Origin of the sequence: Hymenobacter properus (assembly GCF_015694735.1) — a bacterium.
GTDB classification, from domain to species: Bacteria; Bacteroidota; Bacteroidia; order Cytophagales; family Hymenobacteraceae; genus Hymenobacter; species Hymenobacter properus.
On record NZ_JADQDP010000002.1, the window covers coordinates 1,027,043 to 1,045,447 of the forward strand.

Below are 18,405 nucleotides of genomic sequence, written 5' to 3' on the forward strand. Positions count from 1 at the left end.
TCCAGCCTTTACGGCACCACCACAAACGCGGGCAGTCCCAGCTTGCTGCGGCGGCCGCCTAGTTTCAGGCCCTCATCTACGTACTTGCAGTCCTTGCCCAGGGCGTTGGGCTGCTCGATGACGCCGAGGTTGGGGTTGTCTTCGCGGGCCACGTAAATGCGGCCGTCGGGTCCGAGCTGCAGGGCGCCGATTTTGCGGTTGGCCGACTTACCGACCAGCGTTTTTTCCTTGGTTTTGAGGTCGAACTGCCAGATTTGGGTTTCGCCGCCGCCGGTGCCGTTGCAGGTGCCGTACACCTTGGAGCCGTCGGGCGAAAACTCCACGCCGTAGGCTTCGGCGTAGGGCCCGAAGCTGCGCGGGTTGCTCACTTTGCCGGTGGCGCGGTCGAAATCGTAGATTTCAAACTTGTTGGTTTCGCGCCAGAGCGCGGCGGCCAGGTGCTTGCCGTCGGGCGAAAACTTGAGCGCGCCAATGGCGTTGCGGCCGGGGCCGGCGTTCATGCTCCCCACGTTGCTCATCAGCGGCTTGCTGGCCACGCCGTCGGCTGTCACGAGGTAGCTCACGAAGGCGTTGGAGTTCCAGCGGTGGGCCACCACCCAGGTGTCGCGGCCGTTGGCGTGGCGCACGGCGGCCAGCTTCTCGGCCACCGGCTGAATGAGCAGCATGTTCACGCGGGGCAGGTCGCCGAAGCCGTCGTCGCGGGTCATGTCCACCACGGAATAGCGCAGGCCGTTGGGCGTGCCCTGCGGCGCCACCGTGAAAATGTAAAACACGTTGCCCGAGCCGGGGTCGGGCACGATGAGGGCCGATTGGGTGCTGCTGCCGCTGCCCATCAGCTTGCGGCCGTTGGGCATGGGCTGGTGCTTGCGGTTCCACACGGTTTCGCCGTTGGTGTAGAAGAGCAGCTCGCCCTTGGCCGTGGTGGCCACGGCGCAGCCTTCATAGGTGCTCATCTTGCCGTCGTTCAGCGGCTTGGGCGTGCCGTCGGCAAAGGTGAGGCCGGCCTGCTGGCCGAAGTACCACAAATCGGTGGGCCGCTGGGCCTGGGCGGCAAAAGCGAAAAACAAGGAGGACAACGCAAGCAAAAGGCGTTTCATGGGCAGGGTTGGTCGGATTGGTTTCGCGGCTAAACGAAAAAACCGTGCCTAATGGTGCGCTGGGGGTAGCTGTCCTGGATGGACAGATATAATAGCCCGTCATGCAGAGCGCAGCGAAGCATGACGGGCTGATTAGTTTGGTCGACTATCCAGCTTCAACGCCTACCGCACCACCGCCAGCGCCTCGGCTCCCGCCACGTCGTGATGCTGCTCGAAATACAGGAACCCCGGCATCAGACTCCGCCAGAAGGCTTGGTGCGGGCTGTTGCGGCGCTTGGCCAGCTCGGCTTCGGTGATGGGGAAGGGGAACAGGTGCACCGGGATGACGGCCTGCCCGGCCGCGCGCGCCGCCACGGCCAGCAAGTACACTTCCTCGATGCCGGCGTCGGTGATGGGCATGCAGCCGATGGAGGCCTCGCCGCCGTGGATGAAGATGTCGCCGCCGGGGTTGGGCTCACCCAGGGCGCGGTCGGCGGCGTTGGGGTAGTTCAGGCCCAGCGAGAGGTAGTAGTTGCTTTTGGGGTTGAAGCGGTCGATTTCGTAGAAGCCCTCGGGCACCTGGTAGTCGCCGGCGCGGCGCTTGGGGCCCAGCGTGCCCGACGTAGCCGAGAGGGGGTACGTTTCAAACAGCTGAAACGGGCCGCCGCCCTGGTTGCGGGCCCACACTTCCAGTTCGGCGCGACTTTTTATCATTCGGATAAAAACCTCCAGTCGCTTGGCTTCGAGGGAGTGGGCGCGCAGCCGCGTGGCCAGCGCCGGCCCGATGGCCGCCTGCGCCGCCCGCACCCGCGGAAACCGCAGTTGGTCCTTCCAGAAGGCGGCCGGGTTTTTTCCGGTCAGGCTATCAGGCTGTTGGGTGCGGCTGGGTGCGCCACACCCTTGGGCAAATAATTGGAACACAGATAGCATCAGCAACCCGCAGCACGACAAACGACGCAGCATAAACCCAAACCGTGAAAGTGGAGAATGCGCTTACAACGGCATTCGGGTGTTTCTATTTTATGGGGTGATAAAAATGGTTGTTCCGGCGTGAGGCGCCACGCTAGAACAGTGCACCGGCTACCTTCGCAGCAGCAAGCGCGGCCATGCCACTGCGCGGCTTTTGTTCATGGATTCTCCGCTCAAATTCTGCCGCCTGGCCCTGTTGCTGCCGCTGCTCTGGCTGCTCAGCTGCACCAGCAACTCCAACCAGAAAGCCGCGCCCGAAGCCCCCGCCGTGCTGCCCGGCCCCATTGCCGGCACCACCCAAACGCGCCTGTCCAACGGCTGGAAGCTAAGCCCGGCCGGCACCACCACGCCCCTCGGCGACCTGGCCCTAAATCTGCAAGTGAGCCCCGACGGCCGTCTGGCTGCCGTAGTAAACGCCGGCTGGGGCGAAAATTCGGTGCAGCTACTGGACGTGGGCACCGGCATCGCACTCGATACCAAAGTGGTGCCGGCTGCCTGGGCGGGCTTGGCTTTTGGGCCCGAGGGCCGCACGCTCTATGCCTCGGGCGGGCAGCGCAACTGCGTCTATTCCTTCAAAGTCGAAGGCCAGAAATTGCGCCCCGACAGCGCCTTTGTGCTGGGCGCGCCCTGGCCGAAGCAGAAAATAGGGGTGGCCGGCATTGCCGTCGACGGCCGTCGCCAGCGCCTGTACGCCGTCACGCGCGAAGACAATTCGCTCTACATTTTTGACCTGCGCACCCGTCGCTTGTTGCGCACCGTCGACCTGCACACCCAGGCCTACGGCGCCGTGCTGAACGCCGAAGGCGACGGCTTGTACATCAGCCTGTGGGGCAGCCACTCGGTGGTGATGTACAACGTCGACCAGAACGTGCTGCTCCCAACCATCCCCGTCGAAAGCCACCCCAGCGACATGGTTATCAGCCACGACGGCAGCCGTCTGTTTGTGGCCAATGCCAACAGCAACTCGGTTTCGGTAATAAGCACCCTACAAGGCCGCGTGGTCGCCACTTTGGGTACGGCCTTGTTTCCGGATTCGCCCACGGGCAGCACGCCCAACGGCGTGGCCGTCAGTGACGACGACAGCCGGCTTTTTGTGGCCAATGCCGACAACAACTGCCTGGCGGTGTTCGATATTCAGGGCCCCGGCGCCATCCGGCCGCTGGGCTTCGTGCCCACGGGCTGGTACCCCACAGCGGTGCGCGTGGCCGGCGGGCAGCTGCTGGTGGTGAACGGCAAGGGCAGCACCTCGCTGCCCAACCCCAACGGCCCCAACCCCGTGCGCGACGTGGGTGAGAAAGGCGCCGGCTACATCGGCGGGCTGCTGAAAAGCTCGCTCTCGCGCCTTCCCCTGCCCGATGAAAAGGCCATGGCCGCGTACTCGGCGCAAGTGTACGCCAATACGCCCTTCAGCAAAAGCCGCGAGGCTTCGCCCGAGGTGCCGGCCGGCAACCCCGTGCCGCAGCGGGTGGGAGAGAAGTCGCCCATCAAGCACGTGTTCTACATCATCAAGGAAAACCGCACCTACGACCAAGTGCTCGGCGACTTGCCCGCCGGCAACGGCGACGCCAGCCTGTGCCTCTTCCCTGAGAAGGTGACGCCCAATCACCACGCCCTCACGCGGGAGTTTGTGCTGCTCGACAATTTTTACGTGGACGCCGAGGTGAGTGCCGACGGCCACAACTGGAGCACGGCCGCCTACGCCACCGATTTTGTGGAGAAAACCTGGCCCACCTACTACAGCAGCCGCGGCGGCGAGTATGATTTTGAGGGCAACAAAGGCGAAGTGGCCGAGCCCAAAGACGGCTTTCTGTGGGACTACTGCCTGCGCGCGGGCCGCACCTTCCGCTCCTACGGCGAGTTCGTGTTTGGGGGCAAGCCCACCAAGCCGGCCATCGCGGCCAACTACTGCAAGGAGTATGCAGGCTTCAACCTGAAGGTGAAGGACGTGGACCGGGAGAAGGTGTGGGAGAAGGATTTTGACCAGCTGGTGGCCGCCGGCAAACTGCCCAACCTCAGCATCATCCGTCTGCCCAACGACCACACCTACGGTGCCCGCAAGGGCGAGCTACACCCCCTGAGCTACGCCGCCGACAACGACCTGGCTCTGGGCCGGCTCATCGAGCACCTTTCCCACAGCCCGGTCTGGAAAGAATCGGTGGTGATGATAGTGGAAGACGACGCCCAGAACGGCCCCGACCACGTGGACGCGCACCGCTCCACGGCCTACCTCGTGGGGCCCTACATCCGGCGCAATGCCGTGGTGCACACGGCCTACACCACCTCGGGCATGCTGCGCACGCTGGAACTCATCCTCGGCCTGCCGCCCATGAGCCAGTACGATGCCGCCGCCCTGCCACTCTGGGCCTGCTTCACCGCCAGGCCCAACTTCAAGCCCTACGCGCTGCGCCCCGCCACCACACCGCAGGACGTGCGCAACACCGCCTTCAACGCCCCCGCCCGCCGCGCCTTGCGCTTTGACATGAGCCGCGAAGACGCCGCCCCCGACCTGGCCTTCAACGAAAACATCTGGCAAGCCATTCGGGGCGAGAAAAGCCAGATGCCTGCGCCGCGCCGCGCCGCTTTTTTACGCGAAGCGAAGGCGGAGCGCGAAGAAGACGAGGAAGGCGACGACTAAACATCAATTCCCCTCCTCAGTTGAGGAGGGGATTTCGACCGTCTAACTTCCTCCATGCCCATGCAGCTCAAGCCCCTTTTTACCTTCCTCTCCGGCCTCAGCAAGCACAACGACCGCGCCTGGTTTCAGGAGCGCAAGCCCACCTACGACCAGCTGCGCAAGCAGTTTGAGGAAGACGCCGACTACTGGTTCCGCGAATTACAAAAGCTGGACCCCGTGCTGGCCGGGCCGCAGGGCCGCAAAAGTATCTTCCGCATCTACCGCGACGTGCGCTTCAGCAACAATAAAGACCCCTACAAAACGCACTTCTCGGCCTATTTCACTGCAAGCGGCAAGGATATCGAAACGCCCGGCTACTACGTGCAGCTTGGGCCGAACGGCAGCACGCTCATCGGCGGCGGCCTCTACCAGCCCGATAAGGAACAGTTGGCCGCCATCCGCCAGGAAATCGACTACAATGCCGATGAATTGAAGACCCTGCTGGCGGCCCCGGATTTTCAGCGCTACTTCGGGGGCATGGGCGGCGAGCGGCTCAAAAAGTCCCCGGCTGCTTATGATGTTAGCCATCCCGAAATCGAGTTGCTCAAGCACAAGAGCTTCATCGCCTCGCACACAATGAGTGATGCCGACGTGCTGGCGCATCCCGATTTCCGGGCTCATGTGCTGGAAGTATTCCGAGCCATGGTGCCCTTTAGCCAGTGGCTCCGCAGCGCCTTAAACGCTTAGCACCCGTACTACGAACAGGCGTGTCGTAGTACCCAGTGGCTTACCAATTGATGGTTTCCTGCTCGTGGCCGGCGCGGAAGAGGGCGCTTTGCTTCTTGCCGTTGGCGTCGATGTTGACGATGTTCATCTCATCGCCAAATACCTCCAGCATCATGCCCTGGCGGAGCTGAATGCCGGCAATTGGGCCCGGCAGCGGCACCTTACAGTAAAGCCAATAACCGTCGTTTTCGGCTTGCAGGCCCAGCACCTGTACCTGCAGCGGCGCACCGGCCGGCGTGCGGATTTGGAGGGTGCGCTGCACGTAGGCCGTGGCCAGGGCCAGGGGGCGCGGGCCGGCATCGGTCAGGTTCACAGCGGCCGGCTGGCCCTGCGAAAGGGTTTTCTCAAAATCATCGGTAAACACTTTTACCGACAGTTCCAGCTGCTTCTTGGCCGGGTTGTAGCGCAGCTCCGTGAGGGTGCTGTGGTAGGCGTGAAAAGTTGCGCCCGTGAAGGACGACGACAGTAGCAACGCAGCTAAAAGAACCAACAGCCGCATGAGGGAGGATTAGAGTTGTTAGAAAAAAAGAACGTCATGCAGCGCCCGGCGCTGCATGACGTTCTGCCACTTTCGTGCCAGCGGAACTGGCTAGTTGAACAGCTTCAGCAGTTGCTTGAACACCAGTACGTAAGCCATTAGTGCCAGAATGAGCACCGTGCCCACGCGCTGGGCGCCTTCGAGGAAAGCATCCGACGGCTTGCGGCGCAGAATCATCTCGTAGAGAAGGAACACCACGTGGCCGCCGTCGAGTGCCGGTACGGGCAGCAGGTTCATGAAGGCCAGCACCATACTCAGGATGCCGGCCAGGCCCCAGAAGTGCTGCCAGTCCCACACGCCGCCAAACTGCTGAGCAATTTCGACCGGACCGCCCAGGTTTTTGGCCGAAGCCTTACCGGTCAGAATCTTGCCGAAAGCGCGGGCCTGCACCCACACAATGCCAAAGGCCTTTTTCACGCCCAGCGGCACAGCCTGGGCCAGTGAGTAGTGCCGGGTGCCAAAGGTGAGCGTCGACTTGCGCTCGAAACCAATGCGGCCGTCGCTATCCACCGCTACTTGCAGGGTGGTGGGCTGGCCGGCGCGCTGCACGTTCAGGGCCACGGTTTTGCCTTTGTTGGCCAGCAAGGCGGCCTGCAGCTCGTCAAAAAACTGCACCGGACGGCCGGCCACCGTCGTGATGACATCGCCGACTTGCAGGCCGGCTTTGGAGGCGTTGCCGCCGGGCGTCACGCGGTCTACGGCGAAGGTTTCGCGGGGGCGCAGCAGGATGCTGTCCTCGGTTTGCTTGCTCGACATGTCGAGGAAGTTGGCCGGCAGCTTCACGTCTTCGAGCTGCCCGTTGCGCTCCACGGTGAAGTAGGAGTTGTCGCCGAGCAGCACTTCGGGCTTGTAGATGTCGTCAAACTCATCAAACGGCCGGCCGTTGATTTTCACCACTTTGTCGCCGGTACGGAAGCCCACCTGCCGGGCCAGGCCGTTGGGCAGCACGCCGTATTTCACGGCCGAGGCGGGCAGGTAGGTTTCGCCGTAGTAGGTCGTCATGGCCGTGAAAATCACGATGCCCAGCACCACGTTCATGATGATGCCGCCCAGCATCACCAGCAGGCGCTGCCAGGCTGGCTTGCCCCGAAACTCATCGGGCTGCGGCGGGCCGGCCAGGGCCGAGGCGTCCTGCGTCTCGTCAATCATGCCGTGAATCTGCACGTAGCCGCCCAGCGGGAACCAGCCGATGCCGTATTCCGTCTCGCCCACCTTCTTCTTGAACAACGCGAAGTTGGCCACGTTGGGCATCGGAAACAGGAAGTCGAAGAAGATGTAGAACTTATCGACCCGGATTTTAAAGAGCTTGGCGAAGGCGAAATGGCCGAATTCGTGCAAGCCAACTAGGATGGAAAGCGCCAGCACAAGCTGGCCAATCATGGTGAGGATAGCCAAAGGAAGGGGTAATTATCTGTTATCCTGAACGGAGCGAAAATCCTTATCACGCTCGCGCAGCATTCTTTATGAGTAAATCTGGCGAAGGCAGCCGTGATAAGATGCTTCCTTCGTCAGCATGACAACCATTCTTAAACCAGGGTTTCGGCCAGCCGGCGCGTTTCGGCGTCGGTGGCCACCAGGTCGGCCAAAATTGGCTCGGCAAGGTACGACACCCGCGCCAGGCACTCAGCCACCAGGTCCGACATCTGCCGGAAGCCCACCTGCTCCCGCAAAAATGCGGCCACGGCCACTTCGTTGGCCGCGTTGAGCACGCAGGGCGCGTTGCCGCCCCGCCGCATGGCCCCAAAGGCCAGCTCCAGGTTGGGAAACGCCACCCGGTCGGGCGCCTCGAAGGTGAGAGTGGGATAGTCGAGGAAGGAAAAGCGCGGGAAGCTGTTGGCCAACCGCTGCGGGTAGCCCAGGGCGTACTGAATGGGCAGTTTCATGTCGGGCAGGCCCAACTGGGCTTTCAGGGAGCCGTCTTCGAACTGCACCAGCGAGTGCACAATGCTTTGCGGGTGCACCACCACGTCAATCTGCTCGTCGCGCAGGCCGAACAGCCACTTGGCCTCAATCACCTCCAGGCCCTTGTTCATGAGCGAGGCCGAGTCGATGGTGATTTTGGCGCCCATGTCCCAGTTGGGGTGCTTCAGGGCCTGGGCCTTGGTTACGGCTTCCATCTCGCGGGCCGAGCGGCCGCGGAAAGGGCCGCCCGAGGCCGTGAGAATGATTTTCTCGATGGGGTTTTGCTCTTCGCCCACCAAGCATTGGAAGATGGCCGAGTGCTCCGAATCGACGGGCAGCAGGCGCACGCCGTGTTGCCGCACGAGGCCGGTAATCAGCTCGCCGGCTACCACCAAAGTTTCCTTGTTGGCGAGGGCAATGTCTTTGCCGGCCCGGATGGCGGCCACCGTGGGCAGCAGCCCCGCATAGCCCACCAGAGCAGTGAGCACAATGTCGATTTCGGGCCGGGTTACCACTTCGGCCAGGGCTGCGGCGCCGGCCAGCACCTCCGTTTCGGGCTGGTCGGCCAGGGCCGCTTTCAGGGGTTGGTACAGGCTGTCATCGCCAATAACCACCACGGCGGGCCGGAACTCCCGCGCCTGCTGCGCCAGCAGTTCCCACTGCCGCTGCGCACTGAGCACCGCCACCCGGAACCGGCCCGGCTGCTGCCGCACCACCTCCAGCGCCTGCGTGCCAATAGAGCCCGTGGCACCCAGTAAAGCCAGTGTTTTAACCTCGTTTTTTTCAACCATAAAGCTACAGACACAGAAACAAGGCAAAAGTACGCCCGTTGAGATTCCGACACAGGAGGAACCGAGAAAGAGCCGCAGAAGCACATGCCTCAGATTCCTCCCGCCTCGGAACCACAACGAGTTATACCCGTTTCAGCGTAGCTGCCACAAACTGCTCGACCACTGCCGCAATGGCTTTCACGTCGGCCACTACCGCTTCAGTGATGCCCGGCGGCTCGCCGGGGGGCGTGGTGCGCTTGGCCAGCTCGGTGAGGCGGGTAAGCTGCCCGCCAATGGCGCGGTACACGGGTTCCCAGAGCACGGCGGTGCTGTCGGCGTGGGCGCCCAGGGTGCGGCGCAGTTCCAGCAGGCGCATCACCAGGCCGGCCAGGGTGGCCAGCAGGGCACGCTCAGTGGGCGAAAACTGCCGGGGCGGGCCGTCGTACACGCACAGCGAGCCCAGATTGTAGCCCTCGGGCGTGCGCAGGTTGTGCCCGGCGTAGAAGCTGAGGCCCAGCTGCAACAGCAGCGAGGTGTCGACGCCGGGGATGGTGGCCCGGGCCAGGTCCTCGAACACGGCCGTATCGTCTTGCAAAATGGTGGAGGAGCAGATGCTCTGCTCGCGCGGCACCCGCTCGATGGGCACCGGCAGGTTGTAAGGGGCTTTCACCAGCACCGTGTCTTTCTCCACAATGGAGAGCATGGCGTTGGACACGCCAAACAGGCGGGCGGTGGCGGCCACCACGTCATCGAGCACCTTTTCGCTGCGGGCGTCCAGCAGCTGGTAGCTGGCCAGGTCCTGCAGGCGGGCCGCGTCGTTGGCCGGTATCAGGGGATTGGAAATATCAACCAAAGCAAGAAGTAAAAAGGCTGGCCAGTAAAAAAACAAACCCTGCTGGCCGCAAGCCAGATGCGCAGGCTGCCAGGCCACCTGCTACTTGTACCGCAGGCAGCGGGGCAGGGTTGCGTGCGTTGTCCGGTATTGTGCAATTGTAGCTGCCACCAATTCTAATGGCGCCCCGAGCGGCCCCGTGGTCGCGGGGCTAACGGCGTTGGAGCGTCGAGGCCAGAAATTGGTCGATGATGCCCACGATGGCCCCGGCCTCCTGCGCGGCGGCCGGGGAAAGCTGCCGGCCCGTGGCGTGACTGGTGCGCTGCGCCAGGTCGGTCAGGCGTTTCAGCTGCTCGCCGATGGCGCGGTACACAATTTCCCAGAGCGAGGACGTGAAGCCGGCGTGGGGACCCAGCGCGCGGCGCAGCTCCAGCAGGCGCATCACCATGGCCGCCAAAAGGCCCAGCAACGAGCGTTCGGCGGAGGTGAAGCGACGCGGCGGGCCGTCGAGCAAACAGAGGGTGCCGAGGTTGTGACCATCGGGGGTGCGCAGGCTGTGGCCGGCGTAAAAATGCAGGCCCAGTTGCCGCACCAGCGTCAGGTCGACGCCGGGCACGCCGGTCTTCTCCAGGTCCTCGAACACGGCCGTATCGTCTTGCAAAATGGTGGACGAGCAGACGCTTTGCCCGCGGGGCACCCGCTCGATGGGGGCCGGCAGGTTGTAGGGCGATTTCACCAGCACCGTGTCCTTCTCCACGATGGAAAGCATGGCGTTGGATACCCGAAACAGACTGGCGATGGTAGCCACCACGTCATCAAGCACTTTTTCGCTGCGGGCGTCGAGCAATTGATAGCGTTCAAGGGCCCGCAAGCGGGCCTCGTCATCGGCCGGAATCAGAGAAGTGAGGAGCGGGTTCACAGTCCGGTAGAATGGAATGGTCGGTAGCAAGCTAACGAAAAAACAGGACGGTTGGCTACGCCTGTTTTGACCAGAACCAAATTGGGAAAACCGCGAAGCGGCTTCGCTGCGCACAAAAGAGCCTTTCGCGTCCTTGAAGGCCCGCCGGGCGCCACCGGTTACCTTTGGCGTCGTGTCTGGTTTTCCCGAAAATACTCTTGACTACGACGTCGCCATTATCGGCGCCGGGCCGGCGGGCACGGCCTGCGCGCTAGCCCTGCGCCACAGCGGCCTGCGCGTGGCCTTGCTCGACAAGGCCCAGTTTCCGCGCGACAAGGTGTGCGGCGACGCCGTGCCGGGCCAGGCCTTCAAGGCCCTGCGCCAGCTCGACCCTGCCTTCGTGGAGCAGCTCTGGCAATTGCAGCCGCGCGATGATGTGCGCGACTCCCGCCTTGTGGCCCCCAGCGGCGCCGGCCTCACGCTGCAGTGGAAGCTGCCCAGCTTCAACAGCCCCCGCGAAACCTTCGACGCGGCCCTGCTGGGCTTGGTGCGTGCGCATTCCGACACCACCATTCTGGAAAACACGGTGCTCAAAAGCCTGCAGGTAACCCCCGCAGCCGTGCACTTGCACCTGGCCGAAGGCGCCGAGCTGACCTGCGGCGTGGTGGTGGGCTGCGACGGCGCCAACTCCGTGGTGGGCCGCAAACTGCTGCCCGCCCCGCTCGACCGTGCCCACCACTGCGCCGGCGTGCGGGCCTACTACGAAAACGTGGGCGGCGCCAGCAGCGGCACCACGGAGTTTTTCCTAAGCAGCGACTACCTGGCCGGCTACGTGTGGCTGTTTCCGGTGGGGGAGGGGCGCTGCAACGTGGGCCTGGGCATGCTGTCCGAAATTGTATCGGCGCACAAAGTCGACCTCAAGGAAACGCTAACCCGGGTGCTGGCCACCCACCCCGAGCTGGCCGGCCGCTTTGCCCAGGCCCGGCAGTTGGGGCCCATCGTCGGCTTCGGTCTGCCGCTGGGCGGGGGGCGCACGCGGCCCATTAGTGGTGGCCGGTTTATGCTGTGCGGCGACGCGGCTTCGCTGATTGACCCTCTTCAGGGCCACGGCATCGATACGGCCATTCAGAGCGGAATACTAGCGGGCGCGCAGGCTGCGTCCTGCTTTGAAAAGCAGGATTTCAGCGCCGAATTTATGCGGCAGTATGATGCGCGCGTAGAGCATAAAATCGGCCGGAAGCTGGCCAAAAGCTACCGCCTCATGCGCTTCCTCAGCAACAAGGCGTGGCTGGTGAATGCGGCCGTGCGCCTGGCCCGGGTGCCGGGGCTGAAGCCCTGGGTGCAGAAAGCTATTGGGTAGCAGGCCGAAGTTGGTGGACCATATCACAGCGACAGTTTTAATTCGCTTTTAATCCGTTTTGGCTAAGAATAAGCCGTTTTGAGCAGCCGCGTACGGATGAGGTTCGTACAACCAGGAACCTCATCCACTGTTCCTTATTCCTGCTCATTATGGCTAATCGATTCTCACCGGCTGCCGCCGGCTTTGCTTCGCTGCCCCGTTTCGCGCGGCTGACGGTCGCAGCCGGACTTCTGGTCCTGCTGCCGGGTTGCTCCAAAGACGACGACACGCCTGCCATGCCGGCCGTCACCAATCCCAGCCGCATCAGCGTGCCGCAGGCCGGCGTCTACCCCGAAGGCATTCAGTGGGACGAGGCCAACAAGCGCTTCTTCGTGAGCTCCCGCGCCAAAGGCATCGTGGGCACCGTGCGCGACGACAGCACCTACGCTGAGTTCGGCCGGGATTCTCGCCTGGTTTCCACAATCGGCCTCAACCTCGATGCCTCGCGCTCGCGCCTGCTGGCCGCCGTGTCCGACAACAATTTTAACCCCAGTGTGCAGAACCAAGCCACTTACCGCAAGCTAGCGGCCCTGGCCATTTTCAATACCGGCACCGGCGCTGTGAGCAGCTTCGTGGACCTGGGCGCCCTGCGCCCCACCCAGATGCACTTCGCCAACGACATTGCCGTGGACGCGGCCGGCAACGCCTACATCACCGACAGCATGGCGCCCATCATCTACAAGGTTGATTTGCAGGGCAACGCCACGGTTTTCCTGGAAAATAGCCAGCTCAGCGGCGGCACCGGCTTCGGCCTGAACGGCATTGTGTACCACCCCGACGGCTACCTGCTCACGGCCAAAACGAGCGATGGCACCCTGTACAAAGTGCCCCTCAGCAACCCCGCCGGCTTCACGGCGGTGACCAAGACGCAAAGCCTCGTGGGGGCCGACGGTCTGCTGCTGTTCGACAACAGCACGCTGCTGGTGGTGGCCGGCAGCCAGGGCACCGTGTTCCGCATGGCCAGTTCCGACGCCTGGGTTAGCACCACGGCCACGGGCAGCTTCGCCACGGGGGCCGTGAGCTCCACCACTATCACCAAGCGCGGCTCCGATGCCTACGTGCTGTACCCGTACAGCGCCACGGCCCCGCGCTTCCGCATTGTCAAAGCGGTGTTTTAAAACCTGGCTCAAGAAGTAAAATGCGCCTTTGTGCGTCAGCTGGCTGGTGGCCGGCCGATGCACAAGGGCGGTGTTGTGGTGCTGCGTTCCGTCGTTGGGCCGGCCCCTGTTGCTGGGCAGCCGCTGCCATCACCGGAAATTTGATTACCACTACTATGGCTTTTAGCGACATTGAGCACCTGGAGTGCCAGCCGCCACCGGCGCTGGCCGGGTTCGTGGAGAGCTTTTGGATGCTGGCCAACCATGCCGATGCAGCCCAGCCCATGGTGCTCATCCCCGACGGCCGGATTGACCTATTCTTTACAGATTCGGCCCCCGAGGGCTACCAGGTGACGCTCCGGGGGCTTGACACCCAGCCCAGCGCGCAGGTCATTCCGCCGCACCGGCCCGTGTTTGCCATTAGCCTGAAGCTGCTGGCGGCAGAATACCTGCTGCCCGTTCGGCTGGCCGGCTTGCTGGAAAGCGGGTGCCTGCTGCCGCCCAACTACCTGGGCATGGGCGCGGCCGACTTGCACGATTTCGACAGTTTCTGCGCCAAAGCCGCGGCGCACATTGCGCAGCAGCTGCCCGCTGAAATTGATGCCCGGAAGCGGAAGCTGTTCGAGCAGCTCTACGCCAGCAACGGGACCATGACAGTGGAGGCCCTGGCTGAAGCAGCGGGCTGGAGCAGTCGGCAAATCAATCGGTACTTCACCCAGCACTTCGGCCTTTCGCTGAAGGCTTACGCCAACATTCTGCGGTTTCGGGCCTTGCTGCCGCAGCTCAAAGCGGGCCGGTTATTCCCGGAGGAAAACTTTGCCGACCAGGCCCATTTCATCCGCGAAATCAAGAAATACGCGGGCGTGGTGCCCAAAGAGCTGGCCCGCAACGAAGACGACCGATTTATACAATTATCGGCTTTGCCCCCAAAATAATTTTGCGCTGAACTTACGAAATCCGTTCAGCCATGTTATTGCAAAACAAACAAGTAGCCATTGTGGGCGGCGGCCCCGGCGGCCTCACCCTGGCCCGCCTGCTCCAGCAGCAGGGCGCCGCCGTGCGCGTGTACGAGCGCGACCGCAGCCGCCGCGAGCGGGTGCAGGGCGGCACCCTCGACTTGCACGATGAATCGGGCCTGGCCGCCCTGCGCACCGCGGGCCTACTCGATGCCTTCCGGGCCCACTACCGCCCCGGCGCCGACCGCCTGCGCCTGACTGACAAGCACGCCACCGTAGCCCTCGACCAGCACGCCGATGCATCTGCCGACACGTTCGGCGACGCGGCGTTCCGGCCCGAAATCGACCGCGGCCCCTTGCGCCACATTCTGCTCGACTCGCTGCAGCCCGGCACGGTGGTGTGGGATAGCCAGCTGGTTGCAGTGCAGCCGCTAGGCGCCGGCTGGCAGCTCACGTTCCAAGGTGGCGCCACGGCCACGGCGGACATCCTCATCGGGGCTGACGGGGCCAACTCCAAAATCCGCCCGTTGCTCACGCCCATTCGGCCCTTTTACTCGGGCGTGACCATCGTGGAAGGCACCGTGTACGACTCGGTGCAAAACGCGCCCCAACTGCACGCGCTGACGAAGGGCGGGAAAATCTTTGCGCTTGATGATGCAAAAACTTTGGTGGTAAGCGCCAAAGGCGACGGCAGCCTGACCTTCTACACCGGCTGCAAAATGCCCGAAACCTGGGCCCGCGACAGCGGCATCGACTTCGCCGACGCGGCCGAGGTGCGGGCCTGGTTCCGGCAGGAGTTTGCGGGCTGGGATAAAATCTGGGAGGAGCTGTTCGCCAGCGAAACCACCCGTTGTGTGCCGCGGCCGCAGTACTGCATGCCCCTCGACCAAACCTGGCCCGCCCAGCCCAATCTCACGCTGCTCGGCGACGCCGCCCACCTCATGCCGCCCTACGCCGGCGAAGGCGTGAACATGGCCATGCTTGACGCCCTGGAGTTAAGTGAGTGCCTGACCTGCGAGCAGTTCCCAACCGTGCAGGCAGCCATTGCCCACTACGAGCAGCACATGCGCCAGCGTGCCTCGGCCGTGGCCCAGGAAACCCTGGAGCAGACCGAGCGGCTGCACGCGCCAGGGGCGCTGGGGTACCTGGTGGAGCTGTTTGGGGCGCCGCATGGCTCGATGCTGTAATGATGAGAGTACGTTATGCCAAGCGCAGCTGAGGCCTATCGCGTGCTGCAGCAACCCCTAATATTTGGATTGCTAGCCCAAGCGAGATACCTCGGCTGCGCTTGGCTTGGCGTTATTTATCCACTTCAGCTAAACCGGTAACCGTACCTTTGCGCGCACCTACACCCTTCTTGCCTCGCGTTATTTTCAAGCTCACCCCACCCTGAGAATAGGCCCGAAACCCCCGTGCCGCCGCTTCCCCCCGGAAGCGTGCGGCTTTTCTTTTGCCTTTTTCTCCGCTATTAATGTCTTCGCTTTCCGCTTATTTCTCGCAATACAAAGCCAATCCTAAAAACGAAATTCTCGCCGGCCTTACCACCGCATTGGCCCTAGTGCCCGAGGTAGTAGCCTTTGCGCTGCTGGCCCACATCAGCCCGCTGGTGGGCATTGGGTCGGCTTTTGTCATCTGCTTAATCACAAGTGTATTCGGCGGCCGGCCGGGAATGATTTCGGGGGCTGCGGGCTCGGTTGCGGTGGTCATCGTGGCGCTGGTGGAGCAGCACGGGGCCGAATACCTGTTTCTGGCCGTGGCTCTCATGGGTCTGATTCAAATTGCCATCGGGTTGCTGAAGCTGGACAAGTTCATTCGGCTGGTGCCGCAGCCGGTGGTGTATGGCTTCGTGAATGGCCTGGCCGTCATCATCTTCATGGCGCAGCTGGAGCAGTTCAAGGTGCGTGATGCGGCTGGGGCCGAGCACTGGCTCACCGGTAACGCATTGCTGCTGATGGCGGGGCTGGTGGCCCTCACGATGGCCATTGTGTACTTTCTACCGCGCCTCACGAAGGCGGTGCCGGCCTCGCTGGTGGCCATCGTCGTTACGTCGGCGCTGGTGATTTTCGGCGGGCTGCAAACCAAGGCGGTGGGCGACATTGCCTCCATCGCGGGCGGGCTGCCCAGCCTGCACCTGCCTCAGGTGCCCTTCACCTGGGCCACGTTTGCGCTGGTGCTGCCCTACGCCTTCATCATGGCGCTGGTGGGCCTCACCGAAAGCCTGCTCACCCTCACAGTGGTGGACGAGATGACCGACAACCGAGGCCGCGGCAACCAGGATTGCGTGGCTCAGGGCCTGGCCAACGTGGCCTCGGGCCTGACTGGCGGCATGGGCGGCTGCGCCATGATTGGCCAGACCATGGTCAACCTCGAATCGAGAGGGCGCGGGCGGCTGTCGGGCGTGGTGGCGGCGGTGGCGCTGGCTTTGTTCGTGGTGGTGGGCGCACCCGTCATTGAGCGGCTGCCGCTGGCGGCGCTGGTGGGCGTGATGTTCATGGTTGTCATCGGCACGTTTGAGTGGGCTAGCCTGCGCATCCTGCGTCGCATGCCCCGCACCGATGTGCTGGTGATGCTGCTCGTGACGCTGGTCACGGCCGTGTCGCAGAATCTGGCGTTGGCCGTGCTGCTGGGCGTCATCGTATCGGCGCTGGCCTTTGCCTGGGAAAACGCCAAGCGTATCCGCGCCCGCCACCACCTCGACGCGGCCGGCGTGAAGCACTACGAAATCTACGGCCCGCTCTTCTTCGGCTCAGTGCAAGCCTTCGGCGAGAAGTTCGACGTGGCCCGGGACCCGGCCGAAGTCATCATCGACTTCCGCGACAGCCGCGTGGCCGATATGTCGGCCATCGACGCCCTCCACAAGCTGACCGAGCGCTACCACCGCGCCGGCAAAACCCTGCACCTGCGCCATCTCAGCCCCGATTGCCGCCAGCTCCTGAGTAACGCGGGGGCACTGATTGAGGTGAACGTGGAGGAAGACCCGCAGTACGCCGTGGTGGGGGAGGAACGGGCGTATTGAGGCCGGTCAATTCACGCAAACATCCCCACCGCATTCTTGCTCGGTAGCGCGGTCTTGCCAGTCAGCAGCAAATCCACTTGCCGCGCCGCCTCGCGGCCTTCCGAGATGGCCCAGACAACCAGCGACTGGCCGCGGCGCATGTCGCCGGCCACGAATATGTTGGGTTGGTTCGTGACGAAGGTTTTATCGTTGGCCAGCACGTTGCCGCGCGGGTCGAGGTCGATTTCCAACTCGTTCAGAAGCCCGTCCATGCGGGGACCGGTGAAGCCCAGGGCCAGCAGCACGCGCTGGCAGGGAATTTCACGGTCGGAATCGGGCACTTCCTCGAAGCGGATGCGGCGGCCCAGCACGTCGGTTTCCCAGGTCACGTCGCTCACGCGCAGGGCGCGGAGGCGGCCGGCCTCATCGGCCAGGAATTCCTTGGTGTTGATGCCCCAGTAGCGCTGGCAGCCTTCTTCGTGCGAGGTGCTGCTGCGGAAAATGTGCGGTTCCTGCGGCCAGGGTGTGTGGGCGGGGCGTTCGGTGCCGGGCTGGTGCATGAGGGCAAACTGCGTGATGGACCGCGCCCGCTGGCGGTTGGCCGTACCCACGCAGTCGGAGCCCGTGTCGCCGCTGCCGATGACTACCACGTCCTCGCCCTCCACCCAGATGGGCGCATCGGTCAGCGCCAGTTCGCTCACCCGGCGGTTGTGCTGGGTGAGGTAGTCCATGGCGAAGTGGATGCCCGGCAGCTCACGGCCGGGAATGTTGAGGTCGCGCGGCACGCTGGCGCCGCCGGCCAGTACCACGGCGTCGAAATCGCGCCGGAGCTGGGCCAGCGACACGTCGCGGCCGATTTCGGTGTTGCAACGGAAGCTGACGCCGTCCTCCTTTAGCAAGTCGATGCGGCGGTCAATGACCCATTTATCGAGCTTGAAATCGGGGATGCCGTAGCGGAGCAGGCCGCCGGGCCGGTCGTCGCGCTCAAATACCGTAACGGTGTGGCCAGCTCGCGCCAACTGCGCCGCCGCCGCTAGCCCCGCCGGCCCGGAGCCCACCACGGCCACCGACTTGCCCGATTTTAGGACCGGGGCGGTGGGCTGCACATACCCCTTGGCGAAAGCAATTTCGATGATGTGCTTCTCGATTTCCTCAATGGCGACCGGGCTGCTGTGGATGCTGAGCACGCAGGCCGCCTCGCAGGGCGCGGGGCAGATGCGGCCGGTGAATTCCGGGAAGTTATTGGTGGCGCTGAGAATCTGGTAGGCGTCTTCCCACTTCTCCTCGCGCACGGCGTCGTTGAATTCGGGGATGATGTTGCCCAGTGGGCAGCCCGAATGGCAGAACGGGATGCCACAGTCCATGCAGCGGCTGGCCTGCTGGGTAAGCTGGGACTCGCTATAGGTGCCCACGAATTCGTGGTTGTGGGCCACGCGCTCCCGCGGCGCGGCTTTGGGCGGCAGCTGGCGGGCGAATTCTTTGAAACCGGTAGGATTGGCCATGGTCTTAATATCTTGTTCAGCTGGCGCGCGTCTCTGACGCATGCCGACTGGTTTCGAGCCTCAGGCTCGGG

Annotated in this window: 15 protein-coding genes; 7 read left to right on the plus strand and 8 right to left on the minus strand. The window is 63.5% G+C overall.

Annotation, left to right across the window (positions count from 1 at the left end):
- Positions 1–8 precede the first annotated feature (8 nt).
- Both I2I01_RS10555 and I2I01_RS10560 read right to left on the minus strand, forming a co-directional pair.
- Entirely contained in the window at positions 9–1,097 is a 1,089-nt protein-coding gene (locus I2I01_RS10555) for a WD40 repeat domain-containing protein (RefSeq protein WP_196286401.1), read from the minus strand.
- A gap of 162 nt (positions 1,098–1,259) precedes the next feature.
- Positions 1,260–1,997 carry a L,D-transpeptidase family protein gene (locus tag I2I01_RS10560; RefSeq protein WP_211537902.1) on the minus strand — a complete coding sequence of 246 codons (738 nt, stop codon included), beginning with the start codon at positions 1,995–1,997 and terminating at the stop codon, positions 1,260–1,262.
- A gap of 208 nt (positions 1,998–2,205) precedes the next feature.
- On the opposite strand from I2I01_RS10560, the gene I2I01_RS10565 reads away from it, so the two are divergent.
- Positions 2,206–4,680, plus strand: coding sequence for a bifunctional YncE family protein/alkaline phosphatase family protein (locus I2I01_RS10565; protein WP_211537903.1), 2,475 nt, complete (start codon positions 2,206–2,208; stop codon positions 4,678–4,680).
- A 60-nt stretch (positions 4,681–4,740) separates the two neighbouring features.
- A complete protein-coding gene (locus I2I01_RS10570; RefSeq protein ID WP_196286403.1) occupies positions 4,741–5,406 on the plus strand; it encodes a DUF2461 domain-containing protein in 666 nt (221 codons plus the stop codon).
- Between the two features lie 40 nt (positions 5,407–5,446).
- Here I2I01_RS10570 and I2I01_RS10575 read toward each other — a convergent pair whose 3' ends face one another.
- The 5 genes from I2I01_RS10575 to I2I01_RS10595 all read right to left on the minus strand — a co-directional run bounded on the left by I2I01_RS10575 (position 5,447) and on the right by I2I01_RS10595 (position 10,406).
- Positions 5,447–5,944: a DUF6702 family protein gene (locus I2I01_RS10575; RefSeq protein WP_196286404.1), complete on the minus strand. Its 498-nt coding sequence runs from the start codon at positions 5,942–5,944 to the stop codon at positions 5,447–5,449.
- Between the two features lie 90 nt (positions 5,945–6,034).
- Positions 6,035–7,378: an RIP metalloprotease RseP gene (gene rseP, locus I2I01_RS10580; protein ID WP_211537904.1), complete on the minus strand. Its 1,344-nt coding sequence runs from the start codon at positions 7,376–7,378 to the stop codon at positions 6,035–6,037.
- A gap of 131 nt (positions 7,379–7,509) precedes the next feature.
- On the minus strand, positions 7,510–8,676 hold the full coding sequence (locus I2I01_RS10585) for a 1-deoxy-D-xylulose-5-phosphate reductoisomerase (protein ID WP_196286405.1): 1,167 nt from the start codon (positions 8,674–8,676) through the stop codon (positions 7,510–7,512).
- 121 nt (positions 8,677–8,797) lie between these two features.
- Entirely contained in the window at positions 8,798–9,508 is a 711-nt protein-coding gene (locus I2I01_RS10590; RefSeq protein WP_196286406.1) for a GAF domain-containing protein, read from the minus strand.
- A gap of 190 nt (positions 9,509–9,698) precedes the next feature.
- Positions 9,699–10,406 (minus strand): GAF domain-containing protein, encoded by a 708-nt coding sequence (locus tag I2I01_RS10595; RefSeq protein WP_196286407.1) that lies wholly within the window; start codon positions 10,404–10,406, stop codon positions 9,699–9,701.
- Positions 10,407–10,578: 172 nt separating this feature from the next.
- Here I2I01_RS10595 and I2I01_RS10600 point away from each other — a divergent pair, with 172 nt between their 5' ends.
- The 5 genes from I2I01_RS10600 to I2I01_RS10620 all read left to right on the plus strand — a co-directional run bounded on the left by I2I01_RS10600 (position 10,579) and on the right by I2I01_RS10620 (position 16,853).
- Entirely contained in the window at positions 10,579–11,745 is a 1,167-nt protein-coding gene (locus I2I01_RS10600; RefSeq protein ID WP_196286408.1) for an NAD(P)/FAD-dependent oxidoreductase, read from the plus strand.
- Positions 11,746–11,894: 149 nt separating this feature from the next.
- Entirely contained in the window at positions 11,895–12,902 is a 1,008-nt protein-coding gene (locus I2I01_RS10605) for an SMP-30/gluconolactonase/LRE family protein (protein ID WP_196286409.1), read from the plus strand.
- 155 nt (positions 12,903–13,057) lie between these two features.
- A complete protein-coding gene (locus tag I2I01_RS10610; RefSeq protein WP_196286410.1) occupies positions 13,058–13,816 on the plus strand; it encodes a helix-turn-helix domain-containing protein in 759 nt (252 codons plus the stop codon).
- 32 nt (positions 13,817–13,848) lie between these two features.
- On the plus strand, positions 13,849–15,024 hold the full coding sequence (locus I2I01_RS10615) for an FAD-dependent oxidoreductase (protein ID WP_196286411.1): 1,176 nt from the start codon (positions 13,849–13,851) through the stop codon (positions 15,022–15,024).
- Positions 15,025–15,308: 284 nt separating this feature from the next.
- Positions 15,309–16,853, plus strand: coding sequence for a SulP family inorganic anion transporter (locus I2I01_RS10620; protein ID WP_196286412.1), 1,545 nt, complete (start codon positions 15,309–15,311; stop codon positions 16,851–16,853).
- Positions 16,854–16,864: 11 nt separating this feature from the next.
- On the opposite strand, the gene I2I01_RS10625 is transcribed toward I2I01_RS10620, so the two are convergent.
- Positions 16,865–18,334, minus strand: coding sequence for a glutamate synthase subunit beta (locus I2I01_RS10625; RefSeq protein WP_196286413.1), 1,470 nt, complete (start codon positions 18,332–18,334; stop codon positions 16,865–16,867).
- Between the last annotated feature and the right edge of the window lie 71 nt (positions 18,335–18,405).